Source organism: Bacteroidales bacterium (assembly GCA_023228145.1).
In the GTDB taxonomy this organism is placed as follows: Bacteria; Bacteroidota; Bacteroidia; order Bacteroidales; family CAIWKO01; genus CAIWKO01.
Genome location: JALOBU010000011.1, coordinates 34962 through 50487, shown reverse-complemented (window position 1 = coordinate 50487; position 15526 = coordinate 34962). Strand labels below are relative to the sequence as shown.

Annotated in this window: 12 protein-coding genes; 3 read left to right on the top strand and 9 right to left on the bottom strand. The window is 37.9% G+C overall.

All coding sequences use genetic code 11. The annotated features are described in order from the left end of the window. Window positions 1-6 precede the first annotated feature (6 nt). The 5 genes from M0R16_07130 to M0R16_07110 form a co-directional block, all read right to left on the bottom strand. The gene (locus M0R16_07130) at window positions 7-3126 is read right to left on the bottom strand and encodes an efflux RND transporter permease subunit (protein MCK9612659.1); all 3120 of its coding nucleotides are present in this window, start codon (window positions 3124-3126) and stop codon (window positions 7-9) included. Between the two features lie 49 nt (window positions 3127-3175). Next, window positions 3176-4222 (bottom strand): efflux RND transporter periplasmic adaptor subunit, encoded by a 1047-nt coding sequence (locus tag M0R16_07125; protein ID MCK9612658.1) that lies wholly within the window; start codon window positions 4220-4222, stop codon window positions 3176-3178. A gap of 29 nt (window positions 4223-4251) precedes the next feature. Next, a complete protein-coding gene (locus M0R16_07120) occupies window positions 4252-5592 on the bottom strand; it encodes a TolC family protein (GenBank protein ID MCK9612657.1) in 1341 nt (446 codons plus the stop codon). 61 nt (window positions 5593-5653) lie between these two features. After that, window positions 5654-6118: a hypothetical protein gene (locus M0R16_07115; protein MCK9612656.1), complete on the bottom strand. Its 465-nt coding sequence runs from the start codon at window positions 6116-6118 to the stop codon at window positions 5654-5656. A 152-nt stretch (window positions 6119-6270) separates the two neighbouring features. After that, window positions 6271-6636, bottom strand: a complete 366-nt coding sequence (locus M0R16_07110) for a co-chaperone GroES family protein (GenBank protein ID MCK9612655.1) — start codon at window positions 6634-6636, stop codon at window positions 6271-6273. Between the two features lie 118 nt (window positions 6637-6754). Here M0R16_07110 and M0R16_07105 point away from each other — a divergent pair, with 118 nt between their 5' ends. After that, window positions 6755-7378: a hypothetical protein gene (locus M0R16_07105; GenBank protein MCK9612654.1), complete on the top strand. Its 624-nt coding sequence runs from the start codon at window positions 6755-6757 to the stop codon at window positions 7376-7378. Here the strand turns inward: M0R16_07105 and thiL are convergent. Next, window positions 7359-8420 (bottom strand): thiamine-phosphate kinase, encoded by a 1062-nt coding sequence (gene thiL / locus M0R16_07100; GenBank protein MCK9612653.1) that lies wholly within the window; start codon window positions 8418-8420, stop codon window positions 7359-7361. The two genes, M0R16_07105 and thiL, sit on opposite strands and share 20 nt — an antisense overlap. Before the next feature lie 179 nt (window positions 8421-8599). On the opposite strand from thiL, the gene M0R16_07095 reads away from it, so the two are divergent. Then, window positions 8600-11476, top strand: coding sequence for a hypothetical protein (locus M0R16_07095; GenBank protein MCK9612652.1), 2877 nt, complete (start codon window positions 8600-8602; stop codon window positions 11474-11476). 163 nt (window positions 11477-11639) lie between these two features. After that, on the top strand, window positions 11640-12572 hold the full coding sequence (locus tag M0R16_07090) for a T9SS type A sorting domain-containing protein (GenBank protein MCK9612651.1): 933 nt from the start codon (window positions 11640-11642) through the stop codon (window positions 12570-12572). 49 nt (window positions 12573-12621) lie between these two features. On the opposite strand, the gene M0R16_07085 is transcribed toward M0R16_07090, so the two are convergent. From M0R16_07085 to M0R16_07075, 3 genes are read right to left on the bottom strand one after another with little or no spacing between them, the layout of a single operon-like run. After that, window positions 12622-13281 carry a DUF4159 domain-containing protein gene (locus M0R16_07085; protein ID MCK9612650.1) on the bottom strand — a complete coding sequence of 220 codons (660 nt, stop codon included), beginning with the start codon at window positions 13279-13281 and terminating at the stop codon, window positions 12622-12624. 4 nt (window positions 13282-13285) lie between these two features. Beyond that, the gene (locus M0R16_07080; GenBank protein MCK9612649.1) at window positions 13286-13984 is read right to left on the bottom strand and encodes a 16S rRNA (uracil(1498)-N(3))-methyltransferase; all 699 of its coding nucleotides are present in this window, start codon (window positions 13982-13984) and stop codon (window positions 13286-13288) included. 1 nt (window position 13985) lies between these two features. After that, window positions 13986-15518, bottom strand: coding sequence for a hypothetical protein (locus tag M0R16_07075; GenBank protein ID MCK9612648.1), 1533 nt, complete (start codon window positions 15516-15518; stop codon window positions 13986-13988). Window positions 15519-15526 lie beyond the last annotated feature (8 nt).

Below are 15526 nucleotides of genomic sequence, written 5' to 3'. Positions count from 1 at the left end.
ATAATTTTAAATATCAATAGAATTCATAACAGCTACAGCATCTCTTTTGGCTTTTCGCTCGGTTCTTCTCACCACGATACGATAAACCACCGGAACTAATATCATGGTAACAAGGGTACTGAATATTAAACCGCCAACAACTACAATTCCCATTGGTCTCCAAATTTCAGAACCTTCGCCTGTACTTAGCGCCAGCGGAAGCATACCTAAAATTGTGGTGGCGGTAGTCATAATTACAGGGCGTAAACGTGACCGGCCGGCTTTCAGAATTGCCTCGTCAAGGCTGTTCCCCCTGTCGCGCATCAGGTTGGTAAAGTCGATCAGCACAATAGCATTTTTAACGGCAATACCAATAAGCAGAATGGCGCCTAAAGCGGCAATGATGCTTAAGGTCGTCTTTGTCAGTACCAGGGCAAGAATAACCCCTGTGAAGGCAAAAGGAACAGACACCATGATGATCAGCGGCATCTTGAGTGATTCAAACTGAGATGCCATTACAAGGTACACGAGTACAAGGCTCAGCAGCAGCAGCAGCGCCAAGTCTTTGAATGAATCCTCAAGGTCTTCGTAAGAACCGCCAACATTCATCATAATACCGGAAGGCGCGTCCACTTTTTTCACCTCAGCTTTGATTTTATTTGCCATTTCACCGAGTGAAACCTTATATGGTGTCACTTTAATGGAAACCACCCTTTCTCGGTGCTCTCTTTCAATATTTGGCGGTGACCAGAACTCTTCAATATTAGCAATATCGCCGAGCTTGATCATACCTGCAGCGGTAGGGATGCTGATATTCTCAATATCGACTATGGAACTTCTGTACTTTTCTTCAAAGCGCACCAACACATCATATTCATTTCCTGATTCGCGGAACTGGGTTGCTGTTAAACCAAGGAATCTGTTGCGGATCATTGTGGAAACCACAGCAGTACTTAATCCGTTCTGCGACATTTTATCCTTATCCAGTGTCACCCTTAATTCAGGTTTTGATTTTTCACGGCTGATGATCACATTTTTGGCTCCTTCAATTTTTTTGATTTTCTCTGCCAGATCATTGGCAAGGGCCGTGGTCTGGTCAAAATCGTAACCGAATATCTGAAGGTCCACAGTATTTCCCCCACCCATGTCCATACCACCTCCTGCAGTAACATTATACTTTACAATTTCAGGAATGGTCTCCAGATAATTACGGAGCTGGTCAGCAACATCAGCAGTAGAACGGTTTCTTTCAGAGGCGGTAACGAGCCTCATGGTAACATTAATGATATTGGTTCCAGAGCTCTGGAATAAAGCAGCGATTCCGGCCTGGTCATTTGCACCTGAAGAAGTGGAAATCAATTTTTTCTCTGGGATTTCTTTATTAATATAATCTTCAATCTTACGGGTAATCTTCACAGTTTCATCCACCCTGATACCCGCAGGCAATTCGATAACAGCAGACAATTGGCCCTGATCCGTTTCAGGGATGAACTCAGTCTTTAATGATGTGGCCAGTAATACTGAAAACAAGAGGATTCCAAAAGCCCCGAAAACAATGATTTTTTTATGACGTAAACTCCATCTCAGGGAGCGGACATAAAAGCTGTCCATCTTGTCCAATAACGGAACCACCAGACGCTCATGGCTGAACCAGCCTGGTTTCTTTTTCACAGGTTTCAATCCTAAAAACTTTGAGCTAAGCATAGGTGTAATTGTGATAGCAGCAATAGCCGAAGTGAGGATAGTTATGGTCACGATCCATCCCAATTGTTTAAACATGATCCCTGTCATTCCTGATACCAGGGTAAGCGGGAAGAAAACGGCGACAATGGTCAGGGTGGAGGCAATTACAGCAAGCCACACCTCGTTAGTAGCATATACGGCGGCTTCCCGTGGCGAACTACCACGCTCGATGTGCCGGGTAATATTCTCAAGTACCACGATCGCATCATCCACCACCATTCCGATACCTATGGACAAGGCCGAAAGCGAAATAATATTAATGGTGCTGCCTGAAATTCCAAGGTAGATAAAGGCGACAATCAGCGAAATAGGAATAGTCAGGATGATGATAAATGTTGCCCTCCATTTTCCCAGGAAGAAAATTACCACCAGCATCACAAATAAAAAGGCAAACAGTAAGGTTTCCGTCAGGTTGTTAATAGAATTTGTAATAAAATCACTGGTATCCCATATCGGGTCAATCTTGACATCGGCCGGCAGGTCTTTTTTCAGTTCGGCGACCTTTTTGTTCACTTCTTTGGCTATCTGCACTGTATTGGCGCCGGACTGTTTCATGATCATCATGCGGACACCTTTTCTGCCATTGATTTTTTCGTCAAGGCTCATTTTACGAATAGAGTCGTTCACGACAGCCACATCTTTCAGGTAGATGGTTTTTCCCTGATAATTGGTAAGAACTACGTTTTTTATCTGTTCACTTTGCTCAAATTCGCCCTGAACCCGAAGCGGATAAGTCATCTGCCCCATATCCACCGATCCGGCAGGCATGTTCAGGTTTTCTGCACGCAAAACATTACCGATTTGTTCTATCGTCAGGTTATAGGCCTCCATTTTCCGCGGGTCAATATTTACGCTTACCTCTCGGATCGGCGCTCCAATTAGTGAAACAGAACCGATCCCGTCAATGCGGTTCAGTGGATTAACCAGTTTTTCGTTCAATTCTTCTTCGATTCCTTCATAACTTTCGTCTGCGGTAATTGCGAAAAACATGATAGGCATCATGTTGGTGCTAAACTTGAAAATTATTGGGTCATCTGCTCCCTCCGGCAAATAGCGCGTAACCATTCCCAGGGCGTCCCTCACATCGTTGGCCGCACCGTCAAGGTCTGTCCCGTATTCAAATTCAAGAGTAACAACCGAAGCATTATCCCTGGAGGTGGAATAAACTTCTTTCAGGTTACTGACGGTATTCAGTGTATTTTCAATAGGTTTTGAGATATTTGTTTCAATATCTGCGGCATTGGCACCGGAATACCCGGTGTAAACCATGATGGCCGGTATTTCTATCTCGGGATACAGGTCAATCGGCAGCCGGGTAAATGAGTAAATCCCGACCACAATAATTGCAATAAAAATCATCAACGTCGTAACAGGCTTCTTTACGGCACTTCCATATATACTCATAGCTTTATTTCTTTATAGTTCTTTGTAAAAAATTCTTTGATTTTCCGTTTCACTTCACGACCGAAATATGTGAACCATCCATAAGCTTGTTCTGCCCGGCGATAATGATCTGATCTCCTTCTTTGATCTTTTCAGAAATGATCTCTATTTTATCATCGAATCGGGTGCCGATCTCTACTTCAATTTTATGGGCTACATTGTCCGCACCTGCAATAAATATAAAGCGATTATTGGTACCTTCCTGTTTCACCAAAGCTGTAGCAGGCACCACAAGTGCGCTGGCTTCACCCAGATCGAGCGACACCCTTGCAAACATTCCCGGGCGTAATTTTTCATCCGAATTGGGGATGGTAAGTTCAACGGGGAATGTACGGGTATCCGAACTGACAGTCGGATAAATCCTGAATACCACGCCCTGAAAAGTTTTTTCCTTGAAAATATCAACTCCGACATCCGCTTTCATACCCAGTTTAATCAAAGGGTAGTAGCGCTCGGAAATATTGATCTTTGCTTTCAATGGGTTGATCTGCATGAGCGTGACAATAGCTGCTTTCCCGGCAGCAGTGTTTGGAACACCGGAATAAAGTTCACCGCTTTGGAAATATTTCCCGGTAACAATCCCGTTGATGGGAGAAACCAGCGTGGTGTTGCCTGCAAGAAAATCAACATTGGTTTTGGCAACCTCGTATTGGGTTTTTGCGGCTTCCCACTGCGCATCCGAAATACTGTTGAGTTTATGAAGGGTGTCCATACGCATAAAGTTGGAACGTGCGCTCTGCAATTGTTCGTTGGCATTATTATAGTTCGTGCGGTCCATGCGGGCAATCACCGTTCCTTTGCTTACACGGCTCCCGACCTCCACATTGATCTGGTCGATCCTTCCCGGAGCTGCCGGGGCATAATTTATTTCTTCGTATGGCAGCAAACTGGCCGTATATTCGATCTTCTGCGCAATATTTTGTTTTTCGAGCAACATGGTCTTTACGCGATAAACCGTGGTGTCGGCTGTTGGTACGTTAGCATCATTCTTTTTTTCATTGCTGCATGAAGCAAAAAAAACGGATAACAGGATTAGAAGTGAGAAGTAGCGTTTCATTATGTTTAATTATTAAAGTTTATAAATGATTATAATTTGTTATAAAGTTTGTCAAGTGAAGTCTGCGCCTGAAGCAGCGTCAATATGGACGAATAATAATTACTCTCGGCAGTCAGGTAATTGCCGTTTGCCTGTGTCAGATCTAGGCTGGAGGCTGCGCCGTGCTTATATTTGTTCTGAATACTCTGATAAACCCTTCCGGCAACAGAAACGTTTTCTTTCTGGGTTTCATAGTTTTCCAGGGCATTCTGGTACACATACAATAACTGAGTTTTTTGAAGTTCCAGTTGGTCCTTGACGATATCCTTGTTACGGAGAGCAATATCATAACTTATTTTTGACTGTGCAAGCTGCGCTTTTCTTACGCCGCTTGACCAAATAGGCACCGACATGGTAACTCCCACCAGGTGGCTTGGATTTAAATCAAAATCTGTCTTAAGGATCTTTCCGGTATAATTATAATAACCGGCAATGGTAGGTGCATAAGCCCATTTCCGGAGGTCAACCTGTTTTTTACTAAGCGCCACCTGCGATTCCATCATCTGATAATTAATATTTTCAGAAATGTTGAAGTCTTTGGCTAAAGCCATTTGCGGATTGGCAGCATCCAGAAGCTGTGTCAGGCTGTCCGTAAGTATTATCGAAGTAGCTGGTGGAACGCCCAACTGAAATTTAAGCATGTTATAGCTCAACTGAGTCATCCTTTCCAGTGCCTTCTGTGAGTTTTTTAACTGGTTCACCGTTATTTTCAACTGGTCCACGTCGGTTTCTTCCGCCAGTCCTGCGTTATACATATTGGTGGTATGCTGAAGTATTTCGTTCAGGTTTTTTATGTTGCCATTAATAATCTTTAAGGTGCGTTCACTGGTCAGAATCTGATAATAGGTGTTCGTAACGTTTTCTTTAACATCCTGCTCGCTTGCCACCACGCTCTGCTCTGATAATTTGCGCGCAATTTTCGCTGTTTTGATCCCTGCAAGGTATTGCCCGCTGAAAATAAGCTGGGATAATTGCACTTTGCCGGAGAGTTGGTCGTTCATCACTATCGGTTCGGAAGAGCCAAACATCTGGCTGATCGCGTTTAATACTTCCATGTCACCAAGGTCCAGCAGCGCATAATTGATATTTGGCTCGGTGTCGGAACTCCCCATACTGAAATTCATTTCATAGTTAAAATAGGTCATGTAGTTCAGGCTGCCTTCCACCTGGGGCAAGCCCTGGGCAATTGTTTCATTCAACTTTTGTTTGGATGAAGCTATACCTGCCCTTGCATTCATTAACGATTTATTATTTTGTAAAGCATAATCGCGAGCCTGGGTCAATGACAGAGTGTATGATTGTTCCTGCCCATACAAAACACAATCTGTCATTATAAATATTATCAACAAAAAAATCTTAAACATTCTCATACCATCATTTTTTTATAATTTATCACTTGTTCAAATACATTGTTTTTAAATCCTCAAACTTCTCGAGAAAAAAACATAACAAACTCAACACATCACTGATATAAACAGACACCTTCGTATTCTTATCGGCTTTTAGTTCCAAAATTGATTGAAAAATATTCCTTGAATTGTTAAGTATCATATGGTGGTTATCAATAATAGCAAATTTATCTTGTGTCCTAACCCGAAAATATCGTTTGCGGTCGCCGGGCTGAGTAATGTATTCTATCTGATTCTGAGTTTCCAGAAGCCGCAGGCCATGACTGGCAGAGCTTTTACTTATATTCAATTCTTCGACGATTTCATCAAAAGTAAATTGCTCTTTATCCATTACGGTCAGAAGCCCAGCAATACGACCGGTAATAGTTCCAAAGCCCTGCTTTTCATAAACACGGCCAATGGTTTCTACCAATTCCCATTGTGCTTTGATTCTTTCTTCAGTGTTCATTTTCAAAAATTTTCGACGGCAAAATTACACATAGTTTTTTTAGTTCGGTAATATGCGAACTAAAAAAACCGTTAAACTTTTGTTAATCTTTGTAATTAACGGAATATCAATATATCAAGGGTTACTAAAGAGTAATGGCAAATATTTCTGCCTTATTCATCACGATACAATAATAATATTGCTGAATTGGGTACTATGAAATACTTCTCTTTATCGAATTCTATTTCATGAGCCTGATTTTGAAGATAAATTACCAGGTCACCTTCTTTGGCCTGCAAGGGGATATATTTAACTTTGTCTTCCTTATTTTTCCATGCTTCGTCTTCATCTGCGACAATGGGTATTGGATAACCCGGACCTGGTTTGATAACATAACCGGACTGAATATCTTCTTTTTCTGTAACTCCGGGCGGAAGTATCAAACCTGATTTTGTCCGGTCAATTGTTTTGGTTTTTTTTACAAGCACTCTGTCGCCTATTACATGAAGTTTTTTGATATTTCCCAATTTAATATTCATAAATAATCCTTCTTTGTTTTACAAATATACATAAAGCACACTAAAATCTTTACACCTTTATATTTTATTTATTTTAGTTTTATTGAATTTGCTTTATATATTTGCAAAAAACTATGTAATGAGAAAAGCTGTTATTTTTGTATACATATTTTTTGTTGTTGTTGCATCGGTAAAATCGCAGGATTCTATTGTAATGTTCAACGGCAAACATTTTAAGGGAAATGTTATTGAGTTCAATAAAAACGAAACCCTTCTCCACCTTGAGGTTCAGAAAAAAAAATCTATTAAAACCAAGATTCTGAAAAAAGAAGATGTTTTCGCCATTCATTTTAAAGACAGCATTAGCCTGGTTCTTTACACTCCTTTAATAACAGATGAACAACCACTAACGGTTGAAGAAATGGAAGATTTTATTGCCGGTGAACACCTTGCTCAATACCGTTACCATGCTCCCTGGGCTTCTGCCGTGGGGGCTGTAACAGGTGCTGGATTATTTAATCTTGGCATGTGGGGGATACTTATTCCCGGCGCTTATCTTGGTGTGGCAGCTGCTGTGCCTGTAAAACCAACAAAGAAAAAATACTTCCCTGCAGACAAGATTAACAATGAATATTATATCGACGGATTTAAACATATAGCCCGTCGTAAAAAAATTGTAAATGCAGCTATCGGAAGTGCAGCCAGTGTTTTAGTTTGCGGCACTATTGCTGCAATTCTTTCCTTTAAACATTATAACGATTAAATTTTTTTAATCCATCCCACCCCTGTGCAGTGATTGGCACTGACTGCCCACTGCGGGTTATTAAATTACAACCTGCAGATGCTTCTGTAATATGGCCAATAATGCTTACCTCCTCAAGTTTTCTTAATTTCTCATAATCGTCTTGTCGTATAGTAAACAACAACTCGTAATCTTCACCACCGTTCATGGCTGCAGTCAGCGGGTCAATTTTAAAGCTGTCGCAGGCCTTTATAGTTGACATGTCGAGCGGAATTTTTTCTTCGTACAAAGCACAGCCTTTAACAGAATCGTTGCATAAATGCAATATATCCGAAGCCAGCCCATCGGAAACATCAATCATTGATGTGGGTATGATTTCATTTTCTTTTAATAGTTCAATTATATCCCTGCGGGCTTCTGGTTTTAACTGCCTGCCTAAAACATAATCAAATCCTTCAAAATCAGGTTGCATATCAGGATTGGCTTTGAATACCGTCTTTTCCCTTTCTAAAAGCAACAGTCCGGCATAAGCGCTACCCAGGTCCCCGCTTACACATATCAGGTCGCTTTCATTAGCTGTATTACGATAAACAACTCTATTTTTTTCAACACTACCTATAATAGTCAGAGATAAAAACAAACCTGAATGGCTGCTTGTAGTGTCGCCCCCTGCGAGGTCAACATGATATTTTTCACAAGCCAGCCGAATTCCTGCATAAATTTCATCAATTGCTTCGACTGAAAAACGATTCGACACTGCCAGCCCTACAAGTAACTGGCGTGGTGTTCCATTCATAGCATAAATATCTGAAAAATTAACAACAGAGGCTTTGTATCCCATATGTTTCAGAGGATAATACGTAAGGTCAAAATGAACTTTTTCGACCAGCAAATCTGTTGAAACAAGTGTTAGTAAATCGATATTTTCTATAACAGCTGCATCATCGCCAACACCTTTGAGAGTATTGCTGTTATGTATTTTTATTCCCGAAGTAAGTCGGTGGATAAGGCCGAATTCTCCCAACTCTGATAATTCGGTTCTTGTTTGTTTTTGTGTATTCATAGGGCAAAGATAAGGATTTGATTTAAGATGTTATTGTTTACGAGAAGATAATAGCGTTTATTGAGCAACTTAAAGTTTTATGTTAGCGGACAAACAATAGAATAATGATTGTTGGCAAATAGGGTTAAATTAATTATTCACATTAGTACAGAAATTCTAAATTTGCACAAAACGGCAGTATGAAACTAACACTACAGGAACATATACAAAAAAGCAGAGAAGCCGTGGCCGCCAATAAGGCCAAAGGAAACAGGCATGCTGAATTCCTGTCGCATATGTATGCCCGCCCGTCGAGATTTATTGAAGAAATAATACAAAATACTGAAGATGCCTATGCAAGAAAAAAAACAAACGAACCCGAAAAAATAATCAGGTTCAAATTATTTGACGACAGGATAGAAATTCATCATAATGGCAAGGACTTCGACGAGGCCGACCTGATGTCGCTGACCACTTTTGCAAACACAACAAAGAAGGGCGAAGAAGATATAAATTTAATAGGCAAATTTGGTATAGGATTTAAATCCGTTTTTTCAATCACTGACATCCCCGAAATTCATTCTTCCGGCTTTCATTATGCTATTTTGGATTATGAAATTCTGGAAATTATTAAAGCAAAAACAGCAGATGATGGATTTAATACATTAATAATATTACCTTTTAAGAAAAAAAAATCTTTGGAATGTTACCAGACTGTAAAACAAGGATTGGAAGAACTTAATTCATATTACTTGCTTTTTCTGAAACAAATTTCGTGTATGGAGATTTCTATTTCAGCCGCTCCATACCGAATATTAAAGCGGGACTCCGTTGATAAAAAAAAATACTTTATCATAAGTATCGAAACAACAACTTTAGGCTCAAATTCTGAAACTAATACAGAGAAATTTTTACTCTTCTCCTCCCGTCTTCATAAAAATGAAATTGTTGAAATTGCCTATAAAATAAACGAAAACGGGAATACATTCAAAATTGTCCCTGTAAAAGAATCTCCTGTTTTTGTGTACTTCCCCACCCGTATGAAAAGCGGTTTAAGCTTTTTTATTAACGGCAGTTTTACCACCAACCCTTTAAGGGAGTATATTCTTTTTGATAAAATTCGCACTCCCGAAAACATTAAACTTTTAAATAAAGCAAATCATCTGTTCATAAAATCACTTGATTCTATCAGGCAGCTTGGGTTCTATACTGTTGATTTTTTGTCATTGATGCCTTTGAATATATCTGAAGATGAAATTTCAGCTGATTCGGAGCAGTTTTTTTATTTATCATTTTCTGATGCATTGCTTCATTATTTAATGTCAGGGGCAAAAATTCCAGTTTCAAGGCAAAAATATGCCTGCGCATCTGACGTGATAACCCCTGGCGACAATGAAATTACAAGCCTGCTTTCTTCAAAAGATCTGGGTATTTTATTTCAGAAAAAATATTTCACCGACAAGCTTATCACAAACAATAAATATGAAAGCTTAAAAAAATATTTCAGTGAACGCTTACAGATTAAAAATTCCGATGCGGAAAGTTTTGCATTTAGAGTATTAATTAATGTACATTGGCTTAAAGACAAAAATATAAACTGGCTCACGCATTTTTACCAATACCTATATAAACATTCTAATTTATGGGATGCCCATCATGCCGGAAGTTATTTTAGCCTGAGATATGCTCCAATTATGCTGACACAATCTCATGGATTTATGCCTGCTTATGATAAAGAAAACACTGCTTTGGTTTTTTTGCCAGAAGAAAAAAAAAGTTTTCTTCCCGAAGTGCACCCAAAACTATGCTCGGATGAAATCTGCATGGCGTTTTTTAAAGAGCTCGGATTAAAAAAAGCAGAATTGTTTGATGATGTTTTTTTCAATATTATTCCGTCATTTCAACAAAATGAAGTAAAACCAGGCAGAGATTACTACATAAAGATTGAGAAAATAATAACTGCATTTAAAACTGCTTCACCAAGCCATAGAGAGGAAATCATCCAAAAACTTAATAATGTTGCATGGGTTTATGCCGAAAATCAAGAAGGTGCAAAGAGCCTGAAGATAGCATCAGAAATTTATTTGAATAACAATAATTTATCTGCATATTTTTCGGGAAACAACAAAATATTTTTCCCTGTTAAAAGTTTTTTCAGAAAATTTGAAAAAAAACATTCTAAAGATTTCATTACTATTTTAGAAGACACCGGTGCAGTTGGTTACCCTAGAATAGTTAATACACAAAATGACAATAAAGAATTAGAAGGGTTTTGTACGTTTCTGGGGAATATAAGCCCTGTAAAATCAGCTGCTCTTTTAAAATTATTTCTGATAATGCCCGAAGCGGAGCAACAGGCTACCTCAAAGATTATCAAAACTAAACCCTGGATTTACACAAAAGAAAAAACTTATACCGCACCCTGTAAAATAAGTATATCCGATATATCCGAAGCCTGTAATTTAAGTGAGTCAGAAAAAAATTTGTTCGCTTTAAAAATGGGAGTAACCGTTAATAGAGACTTTAAGAATGAAATATATTTAGAATGGGAGCCGGAGACAACTATTGAAAATATTGAATTACCAAAGGATGAACCTAATTTTAATTTTACAAAAGATACTTGTTTAAATGTGCAAAAAAATGCATCCGAATTATCTCGTTTGTCATATATCTCTTTTAACAATATTTCAAACCCCTCACAAATATATTCTGATGACTCATTGACAGAAATACATAGCTGGAGTTGTAAATTTGTTGAAAAAATCCTTACTAAAAAATATCCAACACATGAAATTATTACAGAGCAGAAAAATATTGCCGATTTAATTATTAAAACTCAAGGTTCAGACGAAAAGTACATTTTCGTAAGCGGCAAAACTGATTTAATGGATGCTTATTGTTTAACTGTAACCCAGCTTGTTAATTTATACAAATTGTCTGAAAATAATAAATACTGCGAATTGTATCTTGTTTCTTCTGCAGGCACAAAACAAGCATCTGTAATAAAAATAAACAAGTTTAATGATTTGTTAAACAACAATATCAATTTTTATGGTAAAATCTGGGTTTCTTTTTAAAAATTAAATACTATAAATACAAAAAAAACAATAATTTTGTTATTTGATAATAAATTTTATTATTTTTGTAAAAAATTAATTACTAACCAAAAAATTTAAAAAAATGAAAAAAGTTTACTTGCTACTTGCAATGTTGATGGTTACCTCAATGACATTTGCACAAATGACGAAACCAGTTGGCTCTTTACAAATTGACAACTCTAAATTGCATCCTGTTCAATTGGCGCCAATGGCTTCGAATGCGAAAACTGTTAACGACACAGTTGGTTTAAATGATTACACTCTTCTTTTAGCATCTGCCCAGTATTATTTCAATGGCATCAATTTTTTTAGTGATCCTACTAATTTAATGGGCGGTTTTGTTTCTTCACCTGAAATTGCCTCTCCTGGATTTTCATGCGAAGGAGTATTGTTTCGTATCTATGGTAAAACAGCTGCTGCAGGAAGTTCTTTAGACAGTAAAATTTATATTGGAGCTGGTTTTTGGGATGCTGATACTAATAGTAACACTCTTGCTATGGATAGTATTACATTTGCAGATTTAGATACTACTAATGCTAGTAATGGGTGGAATACAAAATTATTTGCTGCTCCTGTAGATTTTGAAGCTGTTACCAGACCTTATGCATTTTTGGATTGGAGAGCATCTTCAGATGTTGGTGACACCATTTTTGGTTTACTTTTCGACGGAGATTTCGGAGAGCTTGATGGCCTTTGCTGGGTGAAAGTTGGTGGCACATGGGGGATGTATACATTAATGCCACCATACTCATTTTTCGAAGCATGGATCATTGCTGATAACATTGCTGGAATACCGGGCTCAGATGATTATTTTGGCGGAATCCAAATGACACAGTATCCTAACCCTTCTATTGACGGAATCGTTACCGTAGATTATGTTATAAACAAATCTTTTAACAACGTAACACTGGAAATTAGGGATTTAAATGGTAAATTGATAACCTCTGTTAATGATGGAAATAAATCAGCTGGTAGTTATACTATCAAACTGACCAATAAATTAGCAGCCGGAACTTATATTTATTCTTTGAATGCTGATGGCTACAGATTCACAAAGAAAATGATTGTTGAATAATATTGTTCACTTATCAAAAAAAAGGCTGCCCTTGTTGGACAGCCTTTTTTTATTTCATAAAAACATATTGAATGATGTTAGCTCCCATTTGTAAGGCTTTTTGCCGTGTAGCATCCGAATCTTTATGCACTGCCTGGTCCTCCCATCCATCGCCCAGGTCACATTCATAATCATAAAAACAAAGCAGGCGACCTTCCCAAATCAGCCCAAACCCCTGGGGAGATTTTGCATCATGTTCGTGTATTTTTGGAAGCCCGTTTGGGAAATTATATTTCTGATGATAAACCGGGTGATTGAAAGGCAACTCAACAAAATCTAACTCCGGAAAAACTTTTTTCATTTCGCGGCGGATAAATTTGTCGAGGCCATAATTATCCGAAATATGAAGAAAACCGCCGCTAATAAGATAATTTCTTAAATTATCACTTTCCTGGGTATTAAAAACAATATTTCCGTGTCCGGTAATATGAACAAAAGGGTAGTTAAACAACTCCGTACTGCCAACATCGACCGTGGCATAATCCTGATTTAGATTTGTATTCAGGTTTTGATTGCAATACTTTATCAGGTTGGTAAGTGAAGTCGGGTTGGCATACCAGTCGCCTCCGCCTCTGTATTTTAATAATGCTATCTGTGCATTTTGCGCATGAAGGCTGATAAAAAAGGAAATAAAAATGCCAAATAAAAAAAATTTATAATAATATTTCATCGTCTCAAGTATTCATAATATTGATGATACTGCAAGCCATGATGCCTGCCGTTTCGGTTCTTAAACGATTTTTGCCTAAAGTTATTAGCACAAATCCGTTTTTTTCAGCAAATGCAACTTCTTCTGCGGTGAAATCTCCCTCGGGGCCAATAAGAATCCGTACATTCTGATTTTTTTTATATCCAGAATTTAAATGCAAAGAAGCTTTGCCTCCACAATAGGCGATAAATTTTTGATTTTCCCCGGCTTTCTCAACAAAATCTCTAAATGTTGTTTTGCTGTTTAATTTTGGTAAATATGCCGAAAATGATTGTTTCATGGCGGAAATGATAATTTTCCGGAATCTTTCTGTATTCACATGTGTCTTTTCTGTATGTTCGCAAAGAATCGGGGTAATTTCATCAATGCCTATTTCGGTAACTTTTTCAAGAAACCATTCCATGCGGTCAGGATTTTTAGTAGGAGATATTGCTATGTGAATATTGAAAGTTCTTCTGTTATATTCCTTTTGCCGGTGGAGTATACGTACATGAAAATTATATCTCTCATCAGCAGTGATTTCTGTTTTGCACAAATTCCCATACCCGTCAGTTAAGTAAACGATATCTCCTTTTTTTATTCTAAGGGACCTGCAATGTTTTGCTTCTTCCGGGCTTAGTTGAATAGATTCTGGAGACAAATCTGTTTCATAAAATAAATGCATGTTATTCCCAATAAAATATGTCGGTTTTATTTTTAGGGCGGTATTTTTCCAGCCATCTGAAATTTTTCAGAAGCATTTCTTTTTGTGTAAGTTCATTTTCGGGATACAAAGTTGCAACGGGTTTTTCAAGGAAAGTAATTGTTTTAATTTCATTATCTGAAACAAACACATCCAGTTTATTTGAAATCGCTTTATTTATCCCTATTCTTCTCCCGTTATCTTCTCTTAGAAAATAAATGGTTTCTGTGTTTCCGGTAACATGTATCTTGTAAAGTTCACCATGTTTATCAAAAAATCCGGTCATATACGCTCCTTTAACCTGGTTAAATCGATATTCGGTACTGTCATCACACATTACAATAAAGCAGGATTTATACAGGTACATTTTGTCAATCAGGTCATCACATAATTGAATTACCACCGTATCTGCTGAAAGCTGATTTTCTTCATTCCATATAACAGGGTCGTAAAACATATGAATTGTAGAATCTGCGTAATTATAAATTAACGAATCGCATTGCCCCTGCAAATCCTCTCTGAAAAATTTAACCTTGTGAAAAGCATAAAGGATTTTTGCTTTTTCGGTAAGAGTGTCAAAAGTCCCGATAAGTGTATCGGCGTGCAGAAACAACGAGTCCCGCCCATCATCAATCTGAATAAGAAGTGCATTTCTTGTTGCCAGGCTGTATTGATTTATCTCATCGTATAACACGTAGTCACTTTTAATAACCGAATTTCTGTCAGTATCATTAATAATTACATTGTAGTAAGCAACTCCAATGCCTGTGATACGATTATAAAATATACTGTCGCCGCTGATACTCTGGGTTTTGTTTTTCATAAAGGCATTTCTTGTAAATTCGGCGATATCTTTTTGGGTGTCATACCAGCCTTTTTCGCAGTAAATATAATTTTCGTCACTAATGATAGTTGTGGGGCCATAAAAACGCGATACTTCTGTGGATGTGTTATAAACAAGGGAATCTGTATTTATTGTATAGTCATCATTAATGAGCACCACAGAGTCGCTGAAGAAAAAATCCTTTTTATCCGAATAATAAAACCCATATTTGCTTGTGAGGGTATTTTCGGGGTCAACAATTTTCCCCATGTCAAAATAAGTACCTGTTTTCGCTTTAATATTATATGTGAGATGCTCAGTTGTGAGAGTTATTTCATTATCAATGAGCCGGACATTCTTATGTATTTCTGCAATCTTAGTGTTACCGTTATATTTAAGTGAATCTCCAAAAATATTCAGTGAGTCGCTTCCTTTAATATGTATATTACCAAAAGCATCCAGACTATTATTTTCTTCGTAAAGGTATGCGCTGTCGCAATACATCAAGGTGCCTTCGTGCTGAAAAATAACATTGCCAATAAGCAGGGTGTAATCACCCTTTGATTGGTCATACGTCATACTTTCGGCACTGATAAGGTCAATTTTTTTGAGTTCCGGTTTTTCCTGTCCATAACTCAATAGGCTTTGAAGCAGGCACACAAAAAATAAAACGAAAGGTATCGTCCGGTTCATAATGTGTA